At 59.1% G+C, this 24,896-nt stretch carries 26 protein-coding genes and 1 tRNA gene; 6 read left to right on the top strand and 21 right to left on the bottom strand.

Annotation, left to right across the window (positions count from 1 at the left end; genetic code table 11):
- Positions 1–2: 2 nt before the first annotated feature.
- From nuoF to tpiA, 9 genes are all read right to left on the bottom strand, one after another.
- Complete coding sequence (gene nuoF / locus LCH97_RS15465) at positions 3–1,298, bottom strand: NADH-quinone oxidoreductase subunit NuoF (RefSeq protein ID WP_017509626.1); 1,296 nt, start codon at positions 1,296–1,298, stop codon at positions 3–5.
- The gene (gene nuoE / locus LCH97_RS15460) at positions 1,298–1,798 is read right to left on the bottom strand and encodes an NADH-quinone oxidoreductase subunit NuoE (RefSeq protein WP_017509627.1); all 501 of its coding nucleotides are present in this window, start codon (positions 1,796–1,798) and stop codon (positions 1,298–1,300) included. Before nuoE ends, nuoF begins: the two co-directional genes overlap by 1 nt.
- Positions 1,798–3,051, bottom strand: a complete 1,254-nt coding sequence (locus LCH97_RS15455; protein ID WP_017509628.1) for an NADH-quinone oxidoreductase subunit D — start codon at positions 3,049–3,051, stop codon at positions 1,798–1,800. The genes nuoE and LCH97_RS15455 overlap by 1 nt, the downstream gene beginning before the upstream one ends.
- Positions 3,044–3,637: an NADH-quinone oxidoreductase subunit C gene (locus LCH97_RS15450; protein WP_026108089.1), complete on the bottom strand. Its 594-nt coding sequence runs from the start codon at positions 3,635–3,637 to the stop codon at positions 3,044–3,046. The genes LCH97_RS15455 and LCH97_RS15450 overlap by 8 nt, the downstream gene beginning before the upstream one ends.
- A gap of 9 nt (positions 3,638–3,646) precedes the next feature.
- Entirely contained in the window at positions 3,647–4,123 is a 477-nt protein-coding gene (locus tag LCH97_RS15445) for an NADH-quinone oxidoreductase subunit B family protein (protein WP_017509630.1), read from the bottom strand.
- Positions 4,114–4,470: an NADH-quinone oxidoreductase subunit A gene (gene ndhC / locus LCH97_RS15440; protein ID WP_017509631.1), complete on the bottom strand. Its 357-nt coding sequence runs from the start codon at positions 4,468–4,470 to the stop codon at positions 4,114–4,116. Before ndhC ends, LCH97_RS15445 begins: the two co-directional genes overlap by 10 nt.
- A 91-nt stretch (positions 4,471–4,561) precedes the next feature.
- Positions 4,562–4,647 (bottom strand) — tRNA-Leu (locus tag LCH97_RS15435).
- A 13-nt stretch (positions 4,648–4,660) separates the two neighbouring features.
- The gene (gene secG / locus LCH97_RS15430) at positions 4,661–5,002 is read right to left on the bottom strand and encodes a preprotein translocase subunit SecG (protein WP_227302460.1); all 342 of its coding nucleotides are present in this window, start codon (positions 5,000–5,002) and stop codon (positions 4,661–4,663) included.
- 1 nt (position 5,003) lies between these two features.
- Positions 5,004–5,750 (bottom strand): triose-phosphate isomerase, encoded by a 747-nt coding sequence (tpiA, locus tag LCH97_RS15425; RefSeq protein ID WP_227302459.1) that lies wholly within the window; start codon positions 5,748–5,750, stop codon positions 5,004–5,006.
- A 152-nt stretch (positions 5,751–5,902) separates the two neighbouring features.
- On the opposite strand from tpiA, the gene pstS reads away from it, so the two are divergent.
- From pstS to LCH97_RS15400, 5 genes are all read left to right on the top strand, one after another.
- Positions 5,903–6,940, top strand: a complete 1,038-nt coding sequence (pstS, locus tag LCH97_RS15420; protein ID WP_227302458.1) for a phosphate ABC transporter substrate-binding protein PstS — start codon at positions 5,903–5,905, stop codon at positions 6,938–6,940.
- 75 nt (positions 6,941–7,015) lie between these two features.
- Positions 7,016–7,978: a phosphate ABC transporter permease subunit PstC gene (pstC, locus tag LCH97_RS15415; RefSeq protein ID WP_227302457.1), complete on the top strand. Its 963-nt coding sequence runs from the start codon at positions 7,016–7,018 to the stop codon at positions 7,976–7,978.
- Positions 7,979–8,036: 58 nt separating this feature from the next.
- Positions 8,037–8,900, top strand: coding sequence for a phosphate ABC transporter permease PstA (gene pstA / locus LCH97_RS15410; RefSeq protein WP_227305388.1), 864 nt, complete (start codon positions 8,037–8,039; stop codon positions 8,898–8,900).
- A gap of 12 nt (positions 8,901–8,912) precedes the next feature.
- Positions 8,913–9,677, top strand: coding sequence for a phosphate ABC transporter ATP-binding protein PstB (gene pstB / locus LCH97_RS15405; protein WP_227302456.1), 765 nt, complete (start codon positions 8,913–8,915; stop codon positions 9,675–9,677).
- Between the two features lie 221 nt (positions 9,678–9,898).
- Complete coding sequence (locus LCH97_RS15400) at positions 9,899–11,347, top strand: inorganic phosphate transporter (protein ID WP_227302455.1); 1,449 nt, start codon at positions 9,899–9,901, stop codon at positions 11,345–11,347.
- An 83-nt stretch (positions 11,348–11,430) separates the two neighbouring features.
- Here the strand turns inward: LCH97_RS15400 and recG are convergent, their stop codons facing one another.
- The 3 genes from recG to LCH97_RS15385 form a co-directional block, all read right to left on the bottom strand.
- Positions 11,431–13,479, bottom strand: coding sequence for an ATP-dependent DNA helicase RecG (gene recG, locus LCH97_RS15395; protein ID WP_227302454.1), 2,049 nt, complete (start codon positions 13,477–13,479; stop codon positions 11,431–11,433).
- Positions 13,480–13,580: 101 nt separating this feature from the next.
- Complete coding sequence (locus LCH97_RS15390) at positions 13,581–14,012, bottom strand: DUF2147 domain-containing protein (protein WP_227302453.1); 432 nt, start codon at positions 14,010–14,012, stop codon at positions 13,581–13,583.
- 229 nt (positions 14,013–14,241) lie between these two features.
- Positions 14,242–15,087, bottom strand: coding sequence for a PhzF family phenazine biosynthesis protein (locus LCH97_RS15385; protein WP_227302452.1), 846 nt, complete (start codon positions 15,085–15,087; stop codon positions 14,242–14,244).
- Between the two features lie 336 nt (positions 15,088–15,423).
- Here LCH97_RS15385 and sstT point away from each other — a divergent pair, with 336 nt between their 5' ends.
- Positions 15,424–16,674 carry a serine/threonine transporter SstT gene (sstT, locus tag LCH97_RS15380; protein ID WP_227302451.1) on the top strand — a complete coding sequence of 417 codons (1,251 nt, stop codon included), beginning with the start codon at positions 15,424–15,426 and terminating at the stop codon, positions 16,672–16,674.
- Between the two features lie 253 nt (positions 16,675–16,927).
- Here sstT and LCH97_RS15375 read toward each other — a convergent pair whose 3' ends face one another.
- The 9 genes from LCH97_RS15375 to LCH97_RS15335 form a co-directional block, all read right to left on the bottom strand.
- Positions 16,928–17,314, bottom strand: coding sequence for a RidA family protein (locus tag LCH97_RS15375; RefSeq protein ID WP_017509644.1), 387 nt, complete (start codon positions 17,312–17,314; stop codon positions 16,928–16,930).
- The gene (gene hemW / locus LCH97_RS15370; protein WP_227302450.1) at positions 17,314–18,570 is read right to left on the bottom strand and encodes a radical SAM family heme chaperone HemW; all 1,257 of its coding nucleotides are present in this window, start codon (positions 18,568–18,570) and stop codon (positions 17,314–17,316) included. Before hemW ends, LCH97_RS15375 begins: the two co-directional genes overlap by 1 nt.
- Positions 18,567–19,163 carry an RdgB/HAM1 family non-canonical purine NTP pyrophosphatase gene (gene rdgB / locus LCH97_RS15365; protein WP_227302449.1) on the bottom strand — a complete coding sequence of 199 codons (597 nt, stop codon included), beginning with the start codon at positions 19,161–19,163 and terminating at the stop codon, positions 18,567–18,569. The genes hemW and rdgB overlap by 4 nt, the downstream gene beginning before the upstream one ends.
- 282 nt (positions 19,164–19,445) lie before the next feature.
- Positions 19,446–20,381 (bottom strand): tRNA dihydrouridine(20/20a) synthase DusA, encoded by a 936-nt coding sequence (gene dusA, locus LCH97_RS15360; RefSeq protein WP_255619240.1) that lies wholly within the window; start codon positions 20,379–20,381, stop codon positions 19,446–19,448.
- Between the two features lie 536 nt (positions 20,382–20,917).
- The gene (locus LCH97_RS15355) at positions 20,918–21,277 is read right to left on the bottom strand and encodes a transposase (protein ID WP_227305386.1); all 360 of its coding nucleotides are present in this window, start codon (positions 21,275–21,277) and stop codon (positions 20,918–20,920) included.
- Between the two features lie 355 nt (positions 21,278–21,632).
- Complete coding sequence (gene ychF / locus LCH97_RS15350) at positions 21,633–22,724, bottom strand: redox-regulated ATPase YchF (protein WP_227302447.1); 1,092 nt, start codon at positions 22,722–22,724, stop codon at positions 21,633–21,635.
- 114 nt (positions 22,725–22,838) lie between these two features.
- Positions 22,839–23,420, bottom strand: a complete 582-nt coding sequence (gene pth, locus LCH97_RS15345) for an aminoacyl-tRNA hydrolase (RefSeq protein ID WP_227302446.1) — start codon at positions 23,418–23,420, stop codon at positions 22,839–22,841.
- 86 nt (positions 23,421–23,506) lie between these two features.
- On the bottom strand, positions 23,507–23,794 hold the full coding sequence (rplY, locus tag LCH97_RS15340) for a 50S ribosomal protein L25 (RefSeq protein ID WP_017508751.1): 288 nt from the start codon (positions 23,792–23,794) through the stop codon (positions 23,507–23,509).
- A 70-nt stretch (positions 23,795–23,864) separates the two neighbouring features.
- Positions 23,865–24,848 carry a ribose-phosphate pyrophosphokinase gene (locus tag LCH97_RS15335; RefSeq protein WP_147682527.1) on the bottom strand — a complete coding sequence of 328 codons (984 nt, stop codon included), beginning with the start codon at positions 24,846–24,848 and terminating at the stop codon, positions 23,865–23,867.
- Positions 24,849–24,896 lie beyond the last annotated feature (48 nt).

Raw genomic sequence — 24,896 nt, 5'->3', positions numbered from 1 at the left:
GCTCAACACCATTTGTGATCCACCAAAGACTTCTTGTGCTCGATGAGGTACTCGAACTCATTGCGGAAGTGTTTGGTGAAGCTACGAACCGGGAACACAGCGGCATCGGCCAGGGCGCAGATGGTGCGACCAGCCATGTTGTTGCCTACCGAGTCCAGCAACTCAAGATCGCCTGGGCGGCCTTCGCCGTTGGCAATGCGATGGATGACCTTGTACAGCCAGCCGGTGCCTTCGCGGCACGGCGTGCACTGGCCGCAAGATTCTTCATGGTAGAAGTAAGCCAGACGCTCCAGCGCTTTTACCATGCAGACATCTTCGTTCATCACGATTACGGCACCCGAACCCAGCATGGAGCCGGCTTTGGAGATGCTGTCGTAATCCATGGTCAGGCCCATCATCACGTCGCCAGGCAGAACCGGAGCAGACGAACCACCCGGGATGACCGCTTTCAGCTTCTTGCCGTCTTTCATGCCGCCCGCCATTTCCAGCAAGGTGGCAAACGGGGTGCCCAGCGGAATCTCGTAGTTACCCGGACGATTGACATGGCCGGAGATCGAGAACAGCTTGGTACCACCGTTATTCGGCTTGCCGGCTTCCAGGAATTTCTGGCCGCCGTCGCGAATGATGAACGGCACCGACGCAAACGATTCGGTGTTGTTGATGGTGGTGGGTTTGCCGTACAGGCCGAAGCTGGCCGGGAATGGCGGCTTGAAGCGCGGCTGGCCTTTTTTGCCTTCCAGCGATTCGAGCAGCGCGGTTTCCTCGCCACAGATATAGGCACCGTAGCCGTGGTGGGCGAACAGGTCGAAGCTGAAGTCGGTACCCAGGATTTTTTCACCCAGGAAGCCGGCCTTGCGTGCTTCGTCCAGCGCCTCTTCGAACAGCTCGTAAGCTTCGAAGATTTCACCGTGAATGTAGTTGTAACCGGCTTTGCAACCCATGGCGTAGCCGGCGATGATCATGCCTTCGATCAGCGCGTGCGGGTTGTACAGCAAGATGTCGCGGTCCTTGAAGGTGCCCGGTTCGCCCTCATCTGTATTGCAGACGACGTACTTGTCACCCGGGAAGGAACGCGGCATGAAGCTCCACTTCAGACCGGTAGGGAAACCAGCGCCGCCGCGACCGCGAAGGCCGGAGTTTTTCACCTCGGCAATCACGTCTTCCTGCGGCATATTGGCTTCCAGGATCTTTTTCAGCGCCTGGTAGCCGCCACGAGCCATATAGGCATCGATGCGCCAGCAATCCGGGGCGTGGGTATCCACCCCCTCGAAAATCACACCATTGACGAAGACTGCCATTATTCCAACTCCGCCAGTTTTTTATCGATGGCTTCAGGGGTCATGAAGCTGCACATCTTGTGGTTGTTCAGCAGCAGTACCGGTGCATCACCACAAGCACCCATGCACTCCCCTTCCAGCAAGGTGTACTTGCCGTCGGCACTGGTTTCGCCCAGGGCGATACCCAGCTTGCCGGAGATGTACTGGGCAGCATTCACGCCGCCTTGCAGCGCGCATGGCAGGTTGGTACAGACCGTGATCTTGTACTTGCCTACCGGCTTCATGTCGTACATGTTGTAGAACGTGGCCACTTCGTAGGCCGCTACCGGCGGAATGCCGATGTAGTTGGCCACGAACTCGATCACGTCTGCATTCAGGCAACGCTCTTCTGGCGTTGCCCCCGTTTCACGACGTTCGGTCAGCGCAATGCGCAGCGCCGACATGGCCGCGGAACGGAATTGATCGGCTGGGTACTTGGCCAGTTCGCGATCAATCTTGGCTAGCGATTCTGCGGATAACATCAGCGGTCAATCTCCCCAAACACGATATCCTGAGTACCAATGATGGCCACCACGTCGGCAATCATATGGCCACGCGACATTTCATCCAGGCTGGCCAGGTGGGCATAGCCAGGGGCACGAATCTTCAGGCGGTATGGCTTGTTCGCGCCATCGGACACCAGATAGATACCGAACTCGCCTTTTGGATGCTCTACCGCAGCGTAAGCTTCGCCTTCCGGTACGTGCATGCCTTCGGTGAACAGCTTGAAGTGATGGATCAGCTCTTCCATATTCGACTTCATGCCTTCACGGCTAGGCGGTGCCACCTTGTGGTTATCGGTAATCACCGGACCCGGGTTGGCTTTCAGCCATTGCACGCACTGCGCGATGATGCGGTTGGACTGGCGCATTTCTTCCACGCGCACCAGATAGCGGTCGTAGCAGTCGCCTGTTACGCCAACCGGCACGTCGAAGTCCATACGGTCGTATACATCGTACGGCTGGGTCTTGCGCAGATCCCAAGCGATACCGGAGCCACGCAGCATCGGGCCGGTCATGCCCAGGTTCTTGGCGCGCTCAGGGGTAACGATACCGATGTTTACGGTACGCTGTTTCCAGATACGGTTATCTGTCAGCAGGGTTTCGTAATCATCGATACAAGCCGGGAAGCGCTGGGTGAAGTCTTCGATGAAATCGAGCATGGTGCCGGCACGGGTTGCGTTCAGGCGCGCGATTTCTTTGGCATTGCGGATCTTGGAAGCCTTGTACTGTGGCATGCTGTCCGGCAGGTCGCGATACACACCACCCGGGCGGAAGTACGCTGCGTGCAGGCGGGCACCCGATACGGCCTCGTAGCAGTCCATCAGGTCCTCACGCTCGCGGAAAGCGTACAGGAACATGGTCATGGCGCCGATATCGATGGAGTGTGCACCGATCCACAGCAAGTGGTTCAGCACACGGGTGATTTCGGCAAACATCACACGGATGTACTGCGCACGCTCCGGTACTTCGATGCCCATCAGCTTTTCGATGGCCAGGCAGTAAGCGTGCTCGTTACACATCATGGACACGTAGTCCAGACGGTCCATGTATGGCAGGGACTGGATGAAAGTCTTGCTTTCCGCCAGCTTCTCGGTGCCGCGATGCAGCAGGCCGATATGCGGGTCGGCACGCTGTACCACTTCACCATCCAGCTCCAGAACCAGACGCAAAACACCGTGCGCGGCCGGGTGCTGTGGACCAAAGTTCAGCGTGTAGTTACGGATTTCAGCCACCGTAGTTCTCCTCGCGGACGATACGCGGCGTAATTTCGCGCGGCTCGATGGTTACAGGCTGGTAGATGACTCGCTGCTGGGCTGCGTCATAGCGCATTTCCACATGACCAGACACCGGGAAATCCTTGCGGAACGGGTGGCCGACAAAACCGTAGTCGGTCAGCAGGCGGCGCAGGTCCGGATGGCCTTCGAAAACGATACCGAACAGGTCGAATGCTTCGCGCTCGAACCAGTTGGCCGCAGACCAGATGTCATTCACGCTAGGCACAACAGGGAAGCTGTCGTCCTCGGCAAAAATGCGCACACGGATGCGGGTGTTATGCGTCAGGGAAAGCAGGTGGTAGACAACGGCAAAGCGCGGGCCATCTTGTGGCTCGTCTTTATAGGTGCTGTAGTCCATACCGCAGATGTCGATGCACTGCTCAAACGACAGCGCAGCGTTGTCACGCAGCGAAGTCATCACAGAGAGCGTATCAGCGGATTTACAGACAATCGTTAGCTCGTCCAGCGCGATTTTGGCGCTAACCAGCTTGTCGCCGAGCACCTGTTCAACCGCCGACTTGAGCTCTTCCATTTTCAATGACATGGTTTTACCTCAGCGGGCGATGGTGTTGGTACGCTTGATCTTGTTCTGCAGCTGAATGATGCCGTACAGCAGGGCTTCTGCAGTAGGAGGACAGCCTGGAACATAGACATCTACCGGCACGATGCGGTCGCAGCCGCGCACGACAGAATAAGAATAGTGGTAGTAGCCACCACCGTTGGCACAGGAACCCATGGAGATTACCCAGCGCGGCTCGGCCATCTGGTCGTAAACCTTGCGCAAGGCGGGTGCCATCTTGTTGCACAGGGTACCAGCCACAATCATCAGGTCAGACTGACGCGGGCTTGGTCGGAACACGATACCGAAGCGGTCCAGGTCGTAGCGGGCTGCACCTGCGTGCATCATCTCTACGGCACAACAGGCCAGGCCGAACGTCATCGGCCACAGCGAGCCGGTACGCGTCCAGTTGATCAGCTTGTCAGCAGTGGTAGTGACAAAACCCTTTTCGAGAATGCCTTCTACTCCCATTCCAGCGCTCCTTTTTTCCACATGTAAATAAAGCCAAGTGTCAGAACGGTCAGGAATTCCAGCATGACGCCAAAGCCGTACACGCCCAATTCCTTAAATACGACCGCCCAAGGAACCAGAAATGCGACCTCGAGATCGAAAAGGATAAAAAGAATGGCTATCAGGTAATACCTGACATCAAACTTCATTCGTGCGTCTTCGAAGGCTTCAAAACCGCACTCGTAAGGAGACAGTTTCTCAGGATCAGGTCTGTTAGGAGCGAGCAACCAGCCCAGAACCAGCGGACCTACCCCGACCAAGAGGCCGACGACGACAAACAACAGAATGGGAAAGTAATTTTGCAGCATTTCCCGCACACCCCTAAAAGAAAGGAGGACAGACCTCCTTGACTCCAAACAAAACAGGCCACCGGAATCCCGGCGGCCTGTTTTTTGAATGTGGTGCCGACAGTGAGACTCGAACTCACACAGCCTACGGCCACTACCCCCTCAAGATAGCGTGTCTACCAATTTCACCATGTCGGCACAATTTTAACTTTTATTCCGGAATCACGCCGGAGGCATTACCCTTAGCAGCACCGCCCGGGATTTGCGATGTCGCTTTTTCGATTGCCGAGTCCATTACGCCAAGCTTGCTATCATTTGCGACGTGCAAGTAACTAATCAACATCAACATCGAAAAGAACACAGCAGCCGACACGGCGGTTGCCCTGCTCAGGAAATTAGCGGAACCACTTGCACCAAATAGGCTTCCCGAAGAGCCGCTACCAAAAGCAGCTCCCATATCAGCCCCCTTGCCATGCTGCATCAAGACAAGGACAATAATTGCCAGCGCAGAAACCAGCAGCGCGACAAGTGCAAACGTATTCAAGAGTTCCATACTATATCAACTTTTTAGCAGCCTGGCAAATCTTGCCAAATCCGTTAACCTCGAGGGACGCACCACCAACCAAGGCGCCACCGACACTTGCCAGCGACAGGATTGCGTCGGCATTGTCTGCCTTTACGCTTCCGCCGTAGAGGACGCGAATACTATCAGACGCACCATAGCATTGCAACACGACATCCAGGATCTGCTTATGCACTTCGTCTATTTGTTCGATAGTTGCGACCTTGCCTGTGCCAATCGCCCAGACTGGCTCGTACGCTACGACGTAGTGCTGTCCTTTTATAGCAGCTAGTGCTTCGAGTTGTTGGCCAATCACTACTTCAACCTGGCCTGCTTCACGCTGCGCCAGTGTTTCGCCCACGCACAATACCGGCACCATGCCGGCGGCCACGACAGACTGCAGCTTGGCAGACAATACCGCATTATCCTCTGCAAAGTACTGGCGACGCTCGGAATGACCTACCAATACGTAGCGACAGCCAATATCGGCCAGCATGGCGGCACTGGTCTCGCCGGTAAATGCACCATCAGCAGCAAAACGGCTGGCGTCTTGCGCTGCCACGGCCATCTGGCTGCCCTGCAGCATAGTTGCCAGCTGTGAAAGATAGATGTCAGGCGCAGCAATACCCACACCGGCACGATTGATGTCGGCATCCGCCAGCATGCCGGCCACCAAGGCCTGGTTGGCCGCAGTCCGCCCGTTCATCTTCCAGTTGCCAATTACCAGCTTGCTATCCATTGCGCCCTGCCTCTAGGTGAACCATTAAGAATGGGCGGATTATACCCGCGCCAACCCCACCGGCTGCAATGTGACGAACTGTAATATTTCTGAAATCACCAAGCATTACGATGCACTCCATCGAAACACGCCGTTAAACTTTGGAGCACGCAATGAAACACACTACCCGCCTGGTCGCCACTCTGGCTTTTTCCGGTTTTGTAGCAGGCCACGCGTTTGCGGCAGATATCACTGGCGCCGGCGCAACCTTCCCGTACCCGCTGTACGCCAAATGGGCAGAAGCTTACAAAGCCAAGACCAACAACAACATGAACTACCAGTCCATCGGCTCTGGTGGTGGTATTAAACAAATCCAGTCCAAAACCGTCGATTTCGGCGCCTCCGACATGCCGCTGAAACCGGAAGAACTGGATAAAGCCGGCCTGACCCAGTTCCCGACCGTTATTGGTGGCGTGGTACCGGTAATCAACGTGCCAGGCGTGAGCGCTGGCCAACTAAAAATGACCGGCCCGCTGCTGGCTGACATTTATCTTGGCAAAGTCGCTAACTGGAACGATGCTGCCATCGCCAAGCTGAACCCGGGCGTCAAGCTGCCAGACCAGAAAATTACTGTGGTACGCCGCTCTGACGGCTCCGGCACGACCTTTATCTTCACCAACTACCTGTCCAAAGTATCGCCAGAATGGAACAGCACCATCGGCGCAAACTCCGCAGTGAAGTGGACTGTCGGTGTGGGCGGTAAAGGTAACGAAGGTGTGGCCAACTATGTAACCCGCATCAAGGGTGCGATCGGCTACGTTGAATACGCTTACGCCAAGCAGAACAAGATTGCCCATACCCAGATGCAGAACGCCTCCGGTGCCTACGTCAACCCGGATGACAGCACCTTCAAGGCGGCTGCGGCCAACGCTGACTGGGCCAAGGCACCAGGCTTCTACCTGATTCTGACCAACCAGCCAGGCAAAGACACTTGGCCGCTGTCTGGCGCCACCTTCATCCTGATGCACAAGAAACAGGACAAACCGGTGCAAGGCCAGGAAGCACTGAAGTTCTTCGACTGGGCTTACACCAACGGTGACGCCACAGCTAACCAGCTGGACTACGTACCAATGCCGGCTAATGTGAAGACAACCATTCGCAATAGCTGGAAACAGATCACTGACGCCTCCGGCGCCCCGATCTGGAAATAATGCCCACAGGCATCAAGCAACGCAGGCCGGGGACCCGTTCCCGGCTTTTTGTCTGCAAGCGCTTAGAGATTTCCCATGGAAAATAATCAGTACTCAGCTCATCTGAAACGCCAGATGCTGCTTGACTCGGTCTTCCGGGTGGCAACCCGCTTCTTTGCCTTCCTTGTGCTGGCCATGCTCATCGGCATCCTGATTTCGCTGCTGATCGGCGCCATGCCGAGCATTCGCCACTTCGGCTGGGGTTTTCTCACCAGTAGCGAGTGGGACCCGGTTACCGAACAGTTTGGTGCTGTAGTACCTATCTTCGGCACACTGATCACCTCGTTTATCGCCCTGCTGATTGGCGTACCCATCAGCTTTGGCATTGCCATCTTCCTGACCGAACTTTGCCCGCCCATGCTGAAACGTCCGCTGGGTATTGCGGTGGAATTGCTGGCAGGTATTCCTTCCATCATTTACGGCATGTGGGGCCTGTTTGTGTTTGCCCCGCTGTTTGGCGAACACGTGCAGCCGTGGATCCTGGAAAACATGGGCGACCTGCCCGTGGTGGGCTTCCTGTTCCAGGGTGCGCCCATGGGTATCGGCATTTTCACCGCAGGCCTGATTCTGGCCATCATGGTGATTCCGTTCATTGCCTCGGTCATGCGCGACGTGTTTGAAGTGGTGCCGCCGATGCTGAAAGAGTCCGCCTACGGCCTGGGCGGCACTACCTGGGAAGTGGTCCGCTACGTGGTACTGCCCTACACCAAAACCGGTGTGGTTGGCGGCATCATGCTGGGCCTGGGTCGCGCCCTGGGTGAAACCATGGCGGTCACCTTTGTTATCGGTAACTCGTCCATTTTCGCTACCGGCCTGTTTGAAGCTGGCAACTCGATTGCCTCTACCCTGGCGAACGAGTTTGCCGAGGCGAACGGTGAACTGTATCTGTCCTCGCTGATCCAGCTGGGTCTGATCCTGTTCTTTATTACCTTTGTCGTGCTGTCCTGCTCCAAGCTGCTGTTGCTGCAGCTGAAAAAGCAGGAAGGCCGCTCTTCCTGATCGGAGCATTGCCATGAGCACCAGCCAAGCTATCGGCTCCGAGAAAGCGATCAAGGTTATGTCACAGTCTACACAACGCAATAACGCCATCTATGCCCGTCGTCGCCTGGTAAACGGCTTCAACATGCTGGCAGCAACCCTGGCGATGGGCTTTGGCCTGTTCTGGCTGTTCTGGATTCTCTGGACACTGCTGCAACACGGTCTGTCCGGCTTGTCCGCCGACGTCTTTACCCAGATCACCCCGCCGCCGGGCTCGGCAGGCGGCTTGGCCAACGCCATTGCCGGCTCGCTGCAGATGACCTTCTTTGGCATCCTGTTCGGCACGCCTATCGGCATCCTGGCAGGTGTTTACCTGGCAGAGTACGGCGAGCGCGGCTGGCTGGCACCGGCCACACGCTTTATCAACGACATTCTGCTGTCGGCCCCGTCCATCGTGATCGGCCTGTTTGTATACGAAGTCTATGTCGTTAGCGTGGGGCACTTCTCGGGCTGGGCTGGATCCATGGCACTGGCGCTACTGGTGATTCCGGTAGTGGTGCGCACCACCGAGAACATGCTGCGCTTGGTACCCAACAGCCTGCGTGAAGCGGCTATTGCGCTGGGTGCACCACAGTGGAAAGTCATCATGTTCGTGACGCTGCGTGCAGCCAAGGCCGGGGTGATCACCGGCATCCTGCTGGCGGTAGCACGTATTTCCGGTGAAACCGCGCCACTGCTGTTCACGGCCCTGAACAACCAGTTCTGGAGCAATATGAACCAGCCAATGGCCAACCTGCCGATCGTGATCTTCCAGTTTGCCATGAGCCCGTACGAAGACTGGCACGCACTGGCCTGGGCCGGCGCCCTGCTGATTACCTTCAGCGTTCTTACTCTGAATATTCTGGCCCGCTGGTTTGCCAGCAAAAACAACTCTACTCATTAAGGCTTGACGACCATGACTACTAACGCCATCAAGCTCCAGGTCAAAAACCTGAACTTTTACTACGGCAAATTCCACGCGCTGAAGAACATCAATCTGGATATCCCCGCAGGCCAGGTTACCGCCTTCATCGGCCCGTCCGGCTGCGGCAAGTCCACCTTGCTGCGCACCTTCAACCGCATGTTCGAGCTGTACCCGGGCATGAGTGCCGAAGGCGAGATCCTCCTGGATTCGCAAAACCTGCTGGCCAAGAGCGTGGATGTGAACATGCTGCGCGCCAAGGTAGGCATGGTGTTCCAGAAGCCTACGCCGTTCCCGATGTCCATCTACGACAACATCACCTTTGGCGTGAAGCTGTACGAAAGCCTGTCCAAAGCTGAAATGGACGACCGCGTGGAATGGGCGCTGCGCAAGGCTGCGCTGTGGAACGAGGTAAAAGACAAGCTCAAGCAAAGCGGTAATTCGCTGTCCGGCGGCCAGCAGCAGCGCCTGTGTATCGCACGCGCTGTGGCCACCCGCCCTGAAGTACTGCTGCTGGACGAACCGACCTCGGCCCTGGACCCGATCTCTACCGGCCACATCGAAGAACTGATTCACGAGCTGAAACAGGACTACACCATTGCCATCGTGACCCACAATATGCAGCAGGCTGCGCGTGTGTCCGACTACACCGCCTACATGTACCTGGGCGAGCTGGTAGAGTTTGGTGAAACCGACGGCATCTTCACCGCACCGAAGCGCAAGGAAACAGAAGACTACATCACCGGCAAATTTGGCTGATTATTACTGTTTTATTACAAAGCCCTTACGGCCTGTGCCGAAGGGCTTTTTTTCTTTTTAAAATCATGCATATACAGCAAAAATAAATACGCCTTTGTCAAGCCCGCCATGACAATTTTGATAGGTTTTTGATAAGGCTAAAAAAGATTATTACAAACCCTTGACGTGTCATCTTCAAAGCCCAAGAATCCCGCCTTTCTGATAACGCACTGCACATCATCATGCTGGAACTCCTCTCGGGGCTCGACACTACGCTGGCAGTCACCCTGGTTCTCTCGGTGGCCTTTGTCCTGGCTTTTGAATTCATCAACGGTTTTCACGATACCGCCAACGCGGTAGCAACCGTTATCTACACCCAGTCCATGAAACCGCAGACCGCCGTGATGCTGTCCGGTCTGTTCAACTTCCTGGGGGTGTTCTTTGGTGGTCTGGCTGTAGCCTACGCCATTGTTAACCTGATCCCGACCGATCTGCTGCTGAACATCAACTCTGCCCAAGGCATGGTGATGGTATTTGCCCTGCTGACGTCCGCCATTCTGTGGAACCTGGGCACCTGGTACTTCGGCATTCCGGCGTCCAGCTCGCACACCCTGATCGGTGCCATCCTGGGCGTTGGTGTAGGCAATGCGCTGATTACCGGCGACTCGCTGGCCAACGGCATCAACTGGAGCAAGGCCATCGACGTATTCGTGTCGCTGTTCATGTCGCCACTGTTCGGCGCCGGCCTGGCTGGCTTGATGCTGTTTACCCTGCTGAAGCTGCGCCCGCTGTCCAACATCCACAAATCGCCGTTCCAGCGCCAGCAGATCGAAGGCCGCAAGCACCCGCCATTCTGGGCCCGCTTCATGCTGATCGTGTCGTCCATGGGCATGAGCTTTACCCACGGTTCCAACGACGGCCAGAAAGGCGTTGGCCTGGTGATGCTGGTACTGATCGCCCTGGCCCCGGCCCACTTTGTGGTGAACCTGGACGCCGAGCCTATCCAGATCGAGCACACCAAGATTGCCGCCGTACAGCTGAAAGAACTGTACCAGCGCAACCAGACCATCATCGATGCCAAATACCCGGCCAGCAACTCGCACAAGTGTGACGTTTCCAAAGTCATCGAAGAAACCGGCGAACTATTGTCTGCCATTGGCGATGCCAAGTCCTTCCAGCAGCTGCCGGAAGACAAGCGCTGGAACGTACGTACCCAGCTGATCTGCTTGGGCGATGCGGCCAAGAAAATCGGCAAGGTTGCCGGCATCAACGAAGTAGACCAGAAACAGCTCAAAGGCATCCAGAAAGACCTGTCCGCCACCACCGAATACGCCCCGACCTGGGTGATTGTTGCGGTAGCACTGGCCATCGGTATGGGTACCATGGTGGGCTGGAAACGCGTAGTCAACACCGTGGGCGCCAAAATCGGCAAACAGGACATGACCTACGCCCAAGGTATGGCAGCACAGACCATGTCGGCAGTTTCCATCGGTCTGGCCAGCGCCATCGGCGCACCGGTGTCCACCACGCAGATTCTGTCCAGCGCGGTAGCCGGTACCATGCTGGTGAACCGCTCCGGTGTGCAAATGAGCACCGTGAAGACCATCCTGACCACCTGGGTGCTGACCCTGCCGGTAAGCATGGGCCTGGCCATTACCCTGTACTACTTTGGTGTGAAGCTGTTCGTATAACACCCGCTAGCACCATGCAAAAGGCTGCCAACCGGCAGCCTTTTTTCATGCCCGCACAGCGGCCAGCTTGGCCGCCTGCTGCGCTAGGCTTTCAGGAAATGTGCCCGCCCCGCCAGCCAGCGGTTAAGGTGCGCCTGCGCGTATTGCGGCCAACGTTGCAGCAGCTGCGGCGCCAGCTCGCGCGCGGCTTCCAGCAGCTCGATATCGGCTTCCAGATCGGCAAAACGCAGCATGGGCAGGCCGCTCTGGCGCGCGCCCAGAAACTCGCCGGGGCCGCGGATATTCAAATCCTGACGGGCAATCTCGAAACCGTCGGTGTTTTCGTAGATCACCTTCAGCCGTGCCTTGGCCAGCTCCGACAGCGGCGCATCAAACAGCAGCACACAGGTGGACTTGGCCGCACCACGCCCTACCCGGCCGCGCAACTGGTGCAGCTGCGCCAGGCCCATGCGCTCGGCGTGTTCGATCACCATCAGGCTGGCGTTGGGCACATCCACACCCACCTCGATCACCGTGGTTGCTACCAGTAATTGCAGTTCATTGCGGATGAACTGCCCCATCACCTCGGCCTTCTCGGCGGCCTTCATGCGGCCATGGACCAAGCCTACGCCCCACTGCGGCAGGTCTTGCTGCAGCACCACGTGGGTATCCACTGCCGTTTGCAGCTGCAGGGTTTCCGACTCTTCGATCAGCGGGCACACCCAGTACACCTGGTTGCCCTCGCGGCAGGCCTTGTCGACAAAGCGCACCACCTCGTCGCGGCGCTCGGCGCTGATGAGCTTGGTGACGATAGGCGTACGCCCCGGCGGTAGCTCGTCGATCACCGATACGTCCAGGTCGGCGTAGAAGCTCATGGCCAGCGTGCGCGGTATCGGCGTGGCCGACATCATCAGCTGGTGCGGCTCGGCGCCTTTCTGCTGCAATGCCAGGCGCTGGCCGACGCCAAAACGGTGCTGTTCATCGACAATCACCAAGCCCAGCCGCTCAAAGGCCACGTCGTCCTGGAACAGCGCGTGGGTGCCCACCGCCAGCCGCGCTTCGCCGCTGGCGATTTTGGCGGCCATCTCGCCCCGCGCTTTCTTGCGCAGGCTGCCGGAGAGCCAAGCCACCTCGATGCCCAGCGGTGCCAGCCATGCGGCCAACTTCACGTAATGTTGCTCGGCCAGGATCTCGGTAGGCGCCATCAGCGCCACCTGAAACCCCGCCTCGATCGCCGCCAGCGCGGCCATGGCAGCCACAATGGTCTTGCCGCTGCCCACGTCGCCTTGCAACAAACGGTTCATCGGGTGCGGCTGCGCCAAGTCGGCCACGATCTCGCCTAATACTTTTTGCTGCGCGCCGGTCAGGGCAAACGGCAGGTTGGCCGCAAGCTGCACACGCAGGCTACCGTCACCTTGGATCACCGGCGCACTGCCCTCGCGCCGCGCGCGGTAGGCCAGCCGCATAGACAGCTGCTGCGCCAGCAGCTCGTCAAACTTCAGCCGCTGCCAGGCCGGCAGGTTGCCATCGGTGAGCTGGGTGGCGGAATACTCCGGCCCCGGCCGGTGCAGCAGGTGTACCGCGTCGGCCAGCGGCATCAGCCCCAGGCCGCGGCGCACCTCGTCGGGCAGGGTTTCCGGTATCGGCTGCGCTTTCAATTCGGCATGGATCAGGCGGCGCAGTACCGGCTGCGACAGGCCGTTAACCGTGGGGTAGACCGGGGTCAGGCTGTCGGCCAGCGGGTCGCCCTCTAGCACCTCGCGCAGCTTGGGGTGCACCATCTCGTCGCCAAAGAAGCCGCGCCGCACCTCGCCCAGCGCGCGCACACGGCGGCCCTTGGCCAGCGCCTGCTGGGTGTTGGGGTAGAAATGGATGAAGCGCAACACCAGCTTGCCGCTTTTGTCTTCGATCTGCGCCACCAGCTGGCGGCGCGGGCGGAACTGTACCTCGCAATTAGTCACTTCGCCCTCTACCAGCACCGCCTGCCCGTAAGGCGCCTGCTGGATGGGGTAGAGGTGGGTTTCGTCCTCGTAGCGCAGTGGCAGGTGCAGCACCAGGTCGAAACGGCGGGTCAGACCCAGCTTTTCCAGCCTCTTGGCGGTGGCGGCAGCGGCCACAATGGGCTGGCTGGCGATGTCGACGGTAGCGTTCATGCTGCGATTGTACCCAATGCAAAACGGGATGGCACAAGCCATCCCGCTTCGATAACTGCCCGGCGGCTAGCAAGCCGGCAGGCTAAGGGTGCGCAGCGCGCTTACTGGCGTTCCCAGGTCTGGGTACGGCCCAGCAGGGCGACGCCCAGGAAGCCACGCACTTCCAGCTTCTTGCCGCCGTCGGTCAGCTTGGCTTTGGCGCTGTAGACCTTGCCCGATTTCGGGTCCAGGATCTTGCCGCCTTCCCAGTCATCGCCGTCTTTTTTCAGGCCGGTAAGAATGGTCATGCCCACTACCGGCTTGCCTTTCAGTGCGCCTTCGCACTTGTCGCACACGGCATCCGGGTTAGCAAACAGTTTGATGATCTTGCCAGTCAGCTCGCCGTTGGCGGCTTCGGTGATTTCCACCAGTGCCTTGGCCTGCTTGGTTTCGTCATCGATGGTTTTCCAGGTACCACCGGCGCCGGCGGCCAGCGCCAGGCTGCTGCACAGGCTCAATGCGGTCACCACGGCCAGTTTTGCGAATGTTTTCATCTGTACTCCCTCGTATTGTGTTTGTGGGCGTCCGGCACCCCTCATGCCATCAAACGCCTGTTTCGAGCTACGGCTCTAGCCGTAGCGCAGAAAATTATCAGCGCGCCGCGGTAGCGTCAATGGCTGGCCGGCCAGCTTTACCCGCCACGGGCGTATTCGCAACGCACCGTGCCACCGCAAAATGGCAAAAGGCAGCCGCGGCTGCCTTTATTGTGGGAAACACCTAGCCCTAGGGCAAGGTAAAGACCCCCTCGGCCACCGCTTGCACCTTGCCACCTACCTGCACCCTGCCATCGGCCGCCACGTCCAGATATAGCACGTTGGGGCGCTGGATAGCTTCGCCCTGTTCGATGCGCCACGACAACGGTGCCAGGCCGTTCAACACACACCAGCCGCCCAGGTTGGCGCAGGCGCTGCCGGTACCCGGGTCTTCGATCACGCTGCCCTGCTGCTCGAAAAACAGCCGCACCGTGGCCACTCCGTCGGCCTGATACCACAGGTAAGCAATGCTACGGCCGGGCCGCAGGGTGGCGTGGCGGGTAAACAGCGTGTGGTCCGGCCGCGCGCGCAACACCGCCTCGCGGCTGGCCAGGCGGATCAGCATCTGCTCGCTGCCGGCATTCACCCACACCGGTGCCAGCGCGATGTCGGCCTCGTCCAGCCCCAGCATGGCCGCAGCCTCGGTGCAGCCAACGTTGGCCGCACGCTGCGTAGCGGCCACAGCGGTGAGGCGAAACACACCATCGTTCAGCGTGATCGGTATCAGCCCCGCCTGCGTGCGCAGCGTAAAGGCATCGCCCGGCTGGCGCAGCGCGTGCAGCACCGCCGCGCTACCGATAGTTGGGTGCCCGGCAAACGGCAGCTCGTAGCTGGGGGTAAAGATACGCAGGCTGGCCAGCGCGGCGTCGTCGCCGGGGTGGATGAATACTGTCTCGGACAGGTTGAACTGACGCGCAATCAGCTGCATGTCGGCGTCGGACAGGCCGGCCGCGTCGGTAAACACCGCCAGCGGGTTGCCACCAAAGCGGCTTTCGGCAAATACGTTGACGATCTGGTAGGGATAACACTGGCGCATGCGGGCTCCTTGGGGCTGGCGTTGGCCTGCGGCATGGCAAACAAAGCGGGCGCAGGCCACTCAGCACCCATTAGGCCACGCCGGCAGCCGCTGCATAAAGCGGGCAAGGGTAAACAGATTGTTTTTACCAGGCTGACAATGGTGACAGTTGACAGCTTTTGGATACAGGATTCTGTCACCAATAAAATTTTGTTACACTGCGCCCCGCTGTTGCTTGTACGGCTGTACCCGTTTGATTGTTCTGCAGTTTTGAATCGTCTTGGAGGTTGGCCGCAAGCCAGCCGGCGCGCCCGCAGGCATGCCAGATACCTATAACGACAGAACCGTGGAACCCCTATGCAGCAGAACCCTACCCTGATCCACCGCATCATGAACGGCAGCATTGTGCTGCAGATCCTGATCGGTTTGCTGGCCGGTATCGCCGTAGCCAGTGTTGCCCCTGACACCGCCAAGTCGCTGACCTTCCTGGGCAGCCTGTTCGTCAAAGGCCTGAAAGCCGTGGCCCCGGTGCTGGTCTTCGTGCTGGTGGCCAGCGCTATTGCCAATAAAAAGCAGGGCGTGCAGACCAATATGCGCCCGGTACTCACCCTGTATCTGCTGGGCACCTTCCTGGCTGCCGTTACCGGCGTGCTGGCCAGCTTCGCCTTCCCCACCACGCTGCAGCTGGTGGCTGCCGCTACCGGCACCACGCCGCCAGGCGGTATCGGCCAGGTACTGAATAACCTGGTGTTCCAGATTGTGGATAACCCGATCAACGCCATCGCTACCGGTAACTACATCGGCATCCTCACCTGGGCCGTAGCACTGGGCATGGCACTACACCACGCCAGCGACAGCACCAAAACCCTGCTGAACGAGCTGGCTGACGGCGTGTCGCGCATTGTGGGCGTCATCATCCGCTTTGCCCCTATCGGCGTATTCGGCCTGGTGGCCGAAGCGGTGGCAACCACCGGCCTGTCGGCACTGCTGGGCTACAGCAAGCTGCTGCTGGTACTTGTCGGTGCCATGCTGTTCATCGCGCTGGTGGTGAACCCGCTGATCGTCGGCCTCACCATCCGCCGCAACCCGTTCCCGCTGGTCTTCACCTGCCTGCGCGAAAGCGGTGTGACCGCCTTCTTTACCCGTAGCTCCGCGGCCAACATCCCGGTAAACATGAACCTGTGCAAGAAGCTGGGCCTGAATGAAGACACCTACGCCGTGTCCATCCCGCTGGGTGCCACCATCAACATGGCCGGTGCCGCCATTACCATCTCGGTGCTGAGCCTGGCCGCCGTGCACACGCTGGGCATCCACATTGACCTGCCTACCGCCCTGCTGCTGTCGGTGCTGTCTACCGTCGCCGCTTGCGGCGCGTCCGGCGTGGCTGGCGGCTCGCTGCTGCTGATCCCGATGGCGTGCAGCCTGTTCGGCATCAGCAACGATGTGGCCATGCAAGTGGTCGCCGTGGGCTTCATCATCGGCGTGGTACAGGATTCGGCCGAAACCGCGCTGAACAGCTCCACCGACGTGCTGTTCACCGCCGCCGCCTGCATCGCCACCGGCGACGTACACGAAGACGCGCCGCAACTGGCGCGCCAGCACGGCTGATCGTTTTTATTGGCCAGACAGCCAACAAGGCAAAGCCCGCTCGGATGAGCGGGCTTTTTTGTGGCGAGCGGGACAAACGGTCCAGGGTTGGCCGCAGTAATGCGAATGTTTGCGGCCAACCTTGTGCAGTATTACCAGTATCGACGCTGACGACCTATCTACTCCGGATGCACCACAGACTTATCCGGGCGATGTTGCAGCCAAACAAAAAGCGGCCCGCAGGCCGCTTTGCTTATGGCTACCAGGTGGCAGCTTACTCGCCCAGCACCATCACGGCGTCGGCTTCTACCTGTACGCCTTTAGGCAGGCTGGCCACGCCGATGGCGGCGCGTGCCGGGAACGGCTGGCTGAAGTACTGGCCCATGATTTCGTTGAAGGTGCCAAAGTTGGACAGGTCGGTCAGGAAGGCATTCAGCTTCACGATCTGGTCCAGGCTGCCGCCGGCGGCTTCGCACACGGCTTGCAGGTTTTTGAACATCTGGTGGGTTTCAGCAGCAAAACCGCCTTCCACCACGGTCATGGTGGCAGGGTCCAGCGGGATCTGGCCGGACAGGTACACGGTGTTGCCAGCCTTGACGGCTTGCGAGTAGGCGCCGATTGCGGCCGGGGCTTTATCGGTATGGATGATTTCTTTAGCCATCAGGCTTCTCCTTCTTCTTCGTGCAGGAACAGGGTTAACAGTTCATTCAGAAAGCGCTGGCCCTTCAGCGTGGGGCGGATGTGGGTGAGGTCCTGTTCGATCAGGCCCTCGGCCAGTGCTTGCTGCAATTGTGATTGGATACAGGATACCGGCAAACCGGTACGCTCGGTGAACAGTCTGCTTTCAAAGCCACCGGTGAGGCGCAGCAGATTCATCATGAACTCGAACGGCAGGTCTTTGCGGCCAACCTTGTTGCGGGTTTGCACCGGCTGGCCATCGGCCACCGCCTGCATATAGGCTGCCGGCTGCTTGTAGCGCATTTCACGCACAATGCCGTCGTGGGCGCTGATCTTACCGTGGGCGCCGGCGCCGATGCCGACGTAGTCGCCAAACTGCCAGTAGTTGACGTTGTGGCGCGCAAAACGGCCGGGCTTGCCGAAGGCCGAGGTTTCGTAGTGCACGTAGCCGGCGGCTTCCAGCCGCACCTCGATAGCCTCTTGCATGTCAGCCGACAGGTCGTCGTCCGGCAGGTTGGCCGGCAGCTGCACGGCAAACAGCGTGTTGGGCTCGATGGTGAGATGGTAGGCCGAGATGTGGCTAACGCCGTAGGCGATGGCGGTGTCGATGTCGGCCAGCCCCTGTTCCAGCGTTTGCTGCGGCAGCGCGTACATCAGGTCCAGGTTCACGTTATCAAAATGCGTCAGCGCAATCTCTACCGCGCGGCGCGCTTCGTCGCCATCGTGGATGCGGCCCAGCGCCTGCAGGTGGCCGGGGTCAAAGCTCTGGATACCGATGGACAGGCGGTTGATACCCGCCGCACGGTAGCCGGCAAAGCGTTCCAGCTCGAAGGTGCCGGGGTTGGCCTCCATGGTGATTTCGGCGTCCGGGTGGATGCGCGCGCGGGCGCGCAGGCCGGACAACAGCGCGTCCATGGCCTGCGGGCTGAACAGGCTGGGGGTACCGCCACCCATGAAGATGGTGGTGATGGGGCGGCCCCAGATGGCGGGCAGGCTCAGCTCGAAGTCGCGCAGCAGCGTGTCCACGTAGGCCATCTCGTCAAAGCCCTGCCCCACGCCGTTGCGGCCAACGTTGGCCGCATCATGGATGGCGATGCTGCCGGCCTGCGGCTTGAACTCGTGCGAGTTGAAGTCGCAATACGGGCATTTTTTCACGCACCAGGGGAAGTGAATGTAGAGCGACAACGGCGGTAATTCTTTCAGGCCGCCTTTCAGTGCAGACAAATCAATCACGCTCATGCCAGTTGCGCCTGCAGCTTGGCCAGCAGCGCCTGCATGGCCTGGCCACGGTGGCTGATGGCGTTCTTGGCGTCGGCCGGCAGGTCGGCCACGGTGCAGCCGTGCGACGGTAGCCAGAAATACGGGTCGTAGCCAAAGCCGCCGTTGCCGGACGGGGTGTCCACCACCTCGCCGTACCAGGCGCCGTCTACCACCAGCGGCTGCGGGTCATCGGCATGGCGTACCAACACCAGCACGCAGTAGTAATAGGCGCGACGGTTGTCTTTACCCTGCAGTTTTTCTACCAGTTTGGCGTTGTTGCGCTCGTCCGATTTGGGCTCGCCGGCGTAACGCGCCGACAGCACGCCGGGCTTGCCGCCCAGCGCTTCCACGCAGATGCCGCTGTCGTCTGCCAGCGCCGGCAGGCCGGTAACGTGGCTGGCGTGACGGGCTTTTTCCAGCGCGTTTTCCAGAAAGGTGTAGTGCGGCTCGGGGCATTCGGGCACGTTCAGACGGCCCTGCGGAATCACCTCGATGCCCAGCGGGGCCAGCAAGGCGGCGAATTCCTTGAGCTTGCCGGCATTATTGCTGGCCAGTACCAGTTTATTGATCATGCTTTACTCCACAGCGGGTAGCGCGGCCAACCTTGCTGTTGGCAGGGGTACTCGCCATAAAACCCAAAAGCCCGGCAAGCCGGGCGCAGATTGATGCCCCACCCTGTTTGCTAGGCAAACCGTGTGGGGCTTGTAAACAGGAAGGCTGCGGACTCGGGTACTTATGGTGCGGCCCGGCTGTGCCGGGTCCGGCAAGACCTAGATTGGCACCTTGGCAGCAGCCTGGGCCCGGAGAACCGGGCGTGGGATGACTTGGCTATCTTACAAGGACTGCGTGACAGTTCAACCGTGCGTAGCCAGTAGCGCGCGGATCAGCAGGCTTTCGTCGGCGTCTTTCAGCTCTTTTGCGTCGGACAACATGCGGCGCCACTGGCGGCCACCTGGCTCGCCGTGGAACAGGCCCAGCACGTGGCGGGCGATATGTCGCACGCTACTACCATCTTGCAAGCGGTCGGCAATATAAGGCAGCAGCGCTTCTACCACCTTGCCGCGCGACGGCACGTCGTGGCTATCGCCGTAGAACTGCGCGTCCCAGGCCGCCATCAGGTAGGGGTTGTGGTAAGCCTCGCGGCCCACCATCACACCGTCTACATGTTGCAGGTGGCCGGCGATCTCGGCGTTGGTCTTGATACCGCCGTTGATCAGGATCTCCAGATCGGGGCGTTCCTGCTTCAGGCGGTACACGTAGTCGTATTTCAGCGGCGGAATCTCGCGGTTTTCCTTGGGGCTGAGGCCTTTCAGGATGGCGTTTCGCGCGTGCACGATGAAGGTGCGGCAACCGGCGTCGGCCACGGCATCGACAAACGCCCGCATCATGTCGTAGCTGTCGATGTCATCGATACCGATGCGGTGCTTGACCGTTACGTCGATGTCTACCGCGTCGCGCATCGCCTTCACGCAGTCGGCCACCAGTTGCGGCTCGGCCATCAGGCAGGCGCCAAACGCCCCCTTCTGTACCCGCTCCGATGGGCAACCCACGTTCAGGTTCACCTCGTCATAGCCCCACTCCTGCGCCAGACGCGCGCAACGTGCCAGCTCGTCCGGCTCGCTGCCGCCCAGCTGCAACGCGATGGGGTGCTCGGCCTCGTGGTAGCGCAAATGGCGGCCAACGTCGCCGTACAACAGCGCGCCAGTGGTAACCATCTCGGTATACAGCCAGGTATGGCGGGTGATGAGACGGGCGAAATAGCGGTAGTGGCGGTCGGTCCAGTCCAGCATCGGGGCAACTGACAGGGTGCGCGGGGGAAGCCTCCCGCTAAACCCTTGTTTTTGCTTGGTTTCACTCGCGCTTTGCGCTGGCTGGTTTTGCATCATTTTGCCTTGTTTTGCTGCGTTTTTACGGTGCTGGTGCTACATTCAGTGCAACAAATCATGTTTGTAGCACCACCATTCCAGCGATGTAACACTATGGGGGTTGGCCGTAGCCACCATCACACCATATGAGAAGATAAACGGCGAATTATCCTACCGCGCCCAAGTTCGCATCAAGCAAGTCGGGAAAATAGTTTTCTCGAAAGCACCCAGTCTCCCTACCCAAGCGGCCTCACGCAGCCGGGCCAAATGGATGGAACTAGCGTCGGCAACGCTCGGTTTAGTCGAAGCACCGCAGCTAGGCAGAACCACCATGGCCGACCCGATTAACAGATACCAGGCTGAGATCGAGGCCATTGAGCCAGGCACTCATCGTTGAAACAACCCCAAGCGCTACACCCAGCTCAGACCGGAATTGCTGCACGATCAGTTTGGTGCACCCATTACACGGTGTTCATAAAGCACACCGTCGCCAAGCCATGGTTGGCTGCCAGCAACTTGCCCAGATGGATGCGCTGCCCGTCTCTCTTCAGGTTTTCCGGATTGCGTAACTGCCGCCAAGACGACTGCCTGATCACCCCACACACAGGACGGTCATGGCGCAAACAGTTGGCTTCATCCACGCACACTTGGTCGACTACCTCCCACCCGCATTTAGCCACTGTGTGAAGCATGCTCATAGAACACCGGGCCTGCGGGCAAACAGCCTTCACCACCAGATCGAAGGCCGTATTATTGTCCATGGAGGCCGCCTCGGTACGGGCGCAGCACCCGGCGACCCGCCAAGTAAAGAACGCTCGTATCGCCTCTCGGTTGTGCTCTTCGCCGCCTCACAACACCTGCCTGGTATCTGCATCCCGGACGATGATGGCGTAGCGATGGCTTTTGTGGAGCGTAATGCACCGGAAACGGTTGACGGTGAAGCCTCCCGGATCGGAAGGTGGCGCATATCATCGGGCATAAGAACGGTGGTGTGGGTTGGCTGGTTTGGTCGCAAAAACAACTTACCCGACACCGCCGTTGTCACGTCTGGCACTTACCTCACGTCCCCACTATTCCGTGAAGAATCATGAAAAAGCCCCGTATCCACGGGGCTCTACGCTGCTTTCAGTGATGCACCTGCAAGCAAATGCAATTGCCAGAAATGGCTTGCTCGAATCAGACGTTGAACAGGAAGTTCAGCACGTCGCCGTCTTGCACCACGTATTCCTTGCCTTCGGCGCGCATCTTGCCGGCTTCCTTGGCCTTGGCTTCGCCGCCCAAGGTGATGAAGTCGTTGAAGGCGATAGTTTGCGCGCGGATGAAGCCACGTTCGAAATCGGTGTGGATCACGCCGGCGGCTTGCGGGGCGGTGTCGCCGACACGGATGGTCCAGGCGCGGACTTCCTTCACACCAGCGGTGAAGTAGGTTTGCAGGCCCAGCAGCTTGTAGCCGGTGCGGATCAGGCGGTCCAGACCCGGCTCTTCCAGGCCCATTTCGGCCAGGAATTCTACCTTGTCAGCATCGTCCAGGTCGGCGATTTCGCTTTCGATAGCGGCGCACAATGCCACCACCGGCGCGCCTTCGGCCGCCGCCAGTGCCGTGAGTTTGTCCAGATGCGGGTTGTTCTGGAAACCGTCTTCTGCCACGTTAGCTACGTACATGGCCGGCTTGATGGTGAGCAGGCACAGCGGTTTGAGCAGTGCCTTGTCCTCTTCGTCCAGCTTGAAGCTGCGCAGCGGCTTGCCTTCGTTCAGGTGCGGCAGCACTTTTTCCAGCACGGCTACCAGCTTTTGCGCGTCTTTATCGCCGGATTTGGCTTTCTTGCCGTCACGGGCGATGGCTTTCTCTACCGAGGCCAGGTCGGCCAGCGCCAGTTCGGTACCGATGGTTTCGATATCGGAGATCGGGTCTACCTTGCCGGCTACGTGCACGATGTTGTCGTCGTCAAAGCAGCGCACTACGTTCACGATGGCGTCGGTTTCGCGGATGTTGGCCAGGAATTTGTTGCCCAAGCCTTCACCTTTGGAGGCACCCGCTACCAGGCCTGCGATGTCGACAAACTCGACGATGGCGGGCTGGATTTTCTGCGGGTTGATGATGGCGGCCAGCTGCTGCAGGCGCGGGTCCGGCACTTCCACGATACCCACGTTCGGCTCGATGGTGCAGAACGGGTAGTTGGCCGCTTCGATACCGGCTTTGGTCAGCGCGTTAAACAGGGTGGATTTGCCTACGTTGGGCAGGCCGACAATACCGCATTTCAGACTCATGGTGATTCCTCGAAATATCCGGCCTGCCACCGGGGCAGGCATACACCGCGTGATTGTATCACCCGGTGCCGTGTTGTTTGTTTCCGGCCGCTTGCGGCCAACCTTGGCCGCGTTTTACTTGGCGGCCGTGTGCAGCGTTTTCATGGCGGCTGGCATGTCGCCAGCGATGGCTTGTGGCATCACCTGCATGGCCTTGGCGATGGCGTCGTCTATGGCTTGCTGCTCTTCGGCGCGGGCTTTTTTCAGCACGAAGTTGGCCACTTCATTGCGGTCGCCCGGGTGGCCGATACCAATGCGCAGGCGCCAGAAATTGGGCGAGCCGATCTTGGCGATAATGTCTTTCAGGCCGTTGTGGCCACCGTGCCCCCCGCCCTGCTTGAAGCGTGCCGCGCCGGGTGGCAGGTCCAGCTCGTCGTGCACCACCAGGATTTCTTCCGGCGCGATCTTGTAAAAGCGTGCCAGTGCACCCACCGCCTGGCCGGACAGGTTCATATAGGTCATGGGTTTGAGCAGCCACAGGTCGCCGCCGGGCAGCACCGCACGGGCTACCTCGCCAAAGTATTTACCTTCGGCACGCAAGCTGGCCTTGTGCTGCCAGGCTAGCTCGTCCACTAGCCAGAAGCCGGCGTTATGACGGGTTTTTTCGTATTCGGCGCCGGGGTTGCCCAGGCCGACCACCAGACGGATGGCTGTCATTTCCTGTATTCCATGAAAAAGGCCCGCTGCAGGTTTAGCCGCAACGAGCCCAGTACCGTTACCGCCAGGCGGCACGGCTTAATCTATTACACGCGAGCGAAGTCGATGTGCAGAACCAGTTGCTTGAACGGGTGCATCTGGAAAGCAGCGATTTTTACTTGCTCTTTCTGACCGTCGATAACCAGTTCCAGTACTTCGTTGTGGAACGCTTCGTTTTTCAGCGCGTAGTACATAGTGTTGTGATCCAGGGTGATGGATACAGCGTCTTTACCAGCGCCGTATACAACAGCCGGGGTCTGACCAGCGATACGCAGGCGGCGGCTCGCACCAGTACCTTCTTGTACGCGCTTGGTAGCGATAACTTCGATTGCCATGTGAAATACTCCAGTTAGCTTTTCAGCTTCATTTAAGTCTCCAGCCCACCGCGACCAGCGGGCTGAACGTTTACGGCAGGCAGGCGCCCGACGAAACCAGATCCTCATTGAAGAGGTAGGACACCGACTCTTCGTTGTTGATGCGACGCAGGGTTTCTGCGATCAGGCCACCAATGGATACCACGCGGATGCGGCTGCACTGTTTGGCCTGGGCCGACAGCGGAATGGTATCGGTAATGACAACTTCGTCGATGTCCGAATTATTGATACGATCCACAGCCTGCCCGGAGAACACGGCGTGGGAAGCGTAAGCCAGTACACGCTGGGCGCCACGCTCTTTCAGGGCGGAAGCAGCCTTGCACAGGGTATTGGCGGTGTCGATCATGTCATCCACGATCAGGCAGGTACGGCCTTGCACTTCACCGATGATGTTCATCACCTCGGCCACGTTCGCTTTCGGGCGACGCTTGTCGATGATGGCCAGGTCGGTATTCAGCGCCTTGGCTACGGCACGAGCGCGCACTACACCGCCTACGTCCGGGCTCACCACGATCAGGTCGTCAAAACGCTGGCTGCGGATGTCTTTCAGCAGTACCGGGGTGGCGTAAACGTTGTCCACCGGCATGTCGAAAAAGCCCTGGATCTGGTCGGCGTGCAGGTCGACGGTCAGTACACGGTCTACACCGGCGCTGGTCAGCATGTTGGCGACCAGTTTGGCAGTAATCGGTACACGGGCGGAACGGGGGCGACGATCCTGACGGGCGTAACCGAAGTACGGAATCGCCGCAGTAATCCGGCCGGCAGAGGCGCGCTTGAGCGCGTCGGCCATGGTCAGGATTTCCATCAGGTTATCGTTGGTTGGGGCACAGGTAGGCTGCAGGATGAATACGTCGCGACCGCGCACGTTTTCCAGCAACTCTACTGCCACTTCACCATCACTGAACTTGCCCACATCGGCACGGCCGAGGGAAATATCGAGGTGTTTCACCACGTTTTGTGCAAGTTCCGGGTTCGCTGTCCCGGTGAAGACCATCAAACTGTCGTATGCCGCCATAACTGGAATGCCTTAGGATCGGTAGATAAAGAAAAAGCGTGTAAGAAA

The organism is Vogesella sp. XCS3, assembly GCF_020616155.1.
In the GTDB taxonomy this organism is placed as follows: Bacteria; Pseudomonadota; Gammaproteobacteria; order Burkholderiales; family Chromobacteriaceae; genus Vogesella.
Note: the sequence above shows the minus strand (reverse complement) of the source record. Positions and strands in the feature narration are given on the sequence as shown.

Excerpts from the sequence above, each read along its gene's own strand:
- nuoF (WP_017509626.1), bottom strand. The coding sequence starts at position 1,298 with ATGGCAGTCTTCGTCAATGGTGTGATTTTCGAGGGGGTGGATACCCAC.
- nuoE (WP_017509627.1), bottom strand. The coding sequence starts at position 1,798 with ATGTTATCCGCAGAATCGCTAGCCAAGATTGATCGCGAACTGGCCAAG.
- LCH97_RS15450 (WP_026108089.1), bottom strand. The coding sequence starts at position 3,637 with ATGTCATTGAAAATGGAAGAGCTCAAGTCGGCGGTTGAACAGGTGCTC.
- LCH97_RS15445 (WP_017509630.1), bottom strand. The coding sequence starts at position 4,123 with ATGGGAGTAGAAGGCATTCTCGAAAAGGGTTTTGTCACTACCACTGCT.
- ndhC (WP_017509631.1), bottom strand. The coding sequence starts at position 4,470 with ATGCTGCAAAATTACTTTCCCATTCTGTTGTTTGTCGTCGTCGGCCTC.
- secG (WP_227302460.1), bottom strand. The coding sequence starts at position 5,002 with ATGGAACTCTTGAATACGTTTGCACTTGTCGCGCTGCTGGTTTCTGCG.
- tpiA (WP_227302459.1), bottom strand. The coding sequence starts at position 5,750 with ATGGATAGCAAGCTGGTAATTGGCAACTGGAAGATGAACGGGCGGACT.
- pstS (WP_227302458.1), top strand. The coding sequence starts at position 5,903 with ATGAAACACACTACCCGCCTGGTCGCCACTCTGGCTTTTTCCGGTTTT.
- pstC (WP_227302457.1), top strand. The coding sequence starts at position 7,016 with ATGGAAAATAATCAGTACTCAGCTCATCTGAAACGCCAGATGCTGCTT.
- pstA (WP_227305388.1), top strand. The coding sequence starts at position 8,037 with ATGTCACAGTCTACACAACGCAATAACGCCATCTATGCCCGTCGTCGC.
- pstB (WP_227302456.1), top strand. The coding sequence starts at position 8,913 with ATGACTACTAACGCCATCAAGCTCCAGGTCAAAAACCTGAACTTTTAC.
- LCH97_RS15400 (WP_227302455.1), top strand. The coding sequence starts at position 9,899 with ATGCTGGAACTCCTCTCGGGGCTCGACACTACGCTGGCAGTCACCCTG.
- recG (WP_227302454.1), bottom strand. The coding sequence starts at position 13,479 with ATGAACGCTACCGTCGACATCGCCAGCCAGCCCATTGTGGCCGCTGCC.
- LCH97_RS15390 (WP_227302453.1), bottom strand. The coding sequence starts at position 14,012 with ATGAAAACATTCGCAAAACTGGCCGTGGTGACCGCATTGAGCCTGTGC.
- LCH97_RS15385 (WP_227302452.1), bottom strand. The coding sequence starts at position 15,087 with ATGCGCCAGTGTTATCCCTACCAGATCGTCAACGTATTTGCCGAAAGC.
- sstT (WP_227302451.1), top strand. The coding sequence starts at position 15,424 with ATGCAGCAGAACCCTACCCTGATCCACCGCATCATGAACGGCAGCATT.
- LCH97_RS15375 (WP_017509644.1), bottom strand. The coding sequence starts at position 17,314 with ATGGCTAAAGAAATCATCCATACCGATAAAGCCCCGGCCGCAATCGGC.
- hemW (WP_227302450.1), bottom strand. The coding sequence starts at position 18,570 with ATGAGCGTGATTGATTTGTCTGCACTGAAAGGCGGCCTGAAAGAATTA.
- rdgB (WP_227302449.1), bottom strand. The coding sequence starts at position 19,163 with ATGATCAATAAACTGGTACTGGCCAGCAATAATGCCGGCAAGCTCAAG.
- dusA (WP_255619240.1), bottom strand. The coding sequence starts at position 20,381 with ATGCTGGACTGGACCGACCGCCACTACCGCTATTTCGCCCGTCTCATC.
- ychF (WP_227302447.1), bottom strand. The coding sequence starts at position 22,724 with ATGAGTCTGAAATGCGGTATTGTCGGCCTGCCCAACGTAGGCAAATCC.
- pth (WP_227302446.1), bottom strand. The coding sequence starts at position 23,420 with ATGACAGCCATCCGTCTGGTGGTCGGCCTGGGCAACCCCGGCGCCGAA.
- rplY (WP_017508751.1), bottom strand. The coding sequence starts at position 23,794 with ATGGCAATCGAAGTTATCGCTACCAAGCGCGTACAAGAAGGTACTGGT.
- LCH97_RS15335 (WP_147682527.1), bottom strand. The coding sequence starts at position 24,848 with ATGGCGGCATACGACAGTTTGATGGTCTTCACCGGGACAGCGAACCCG.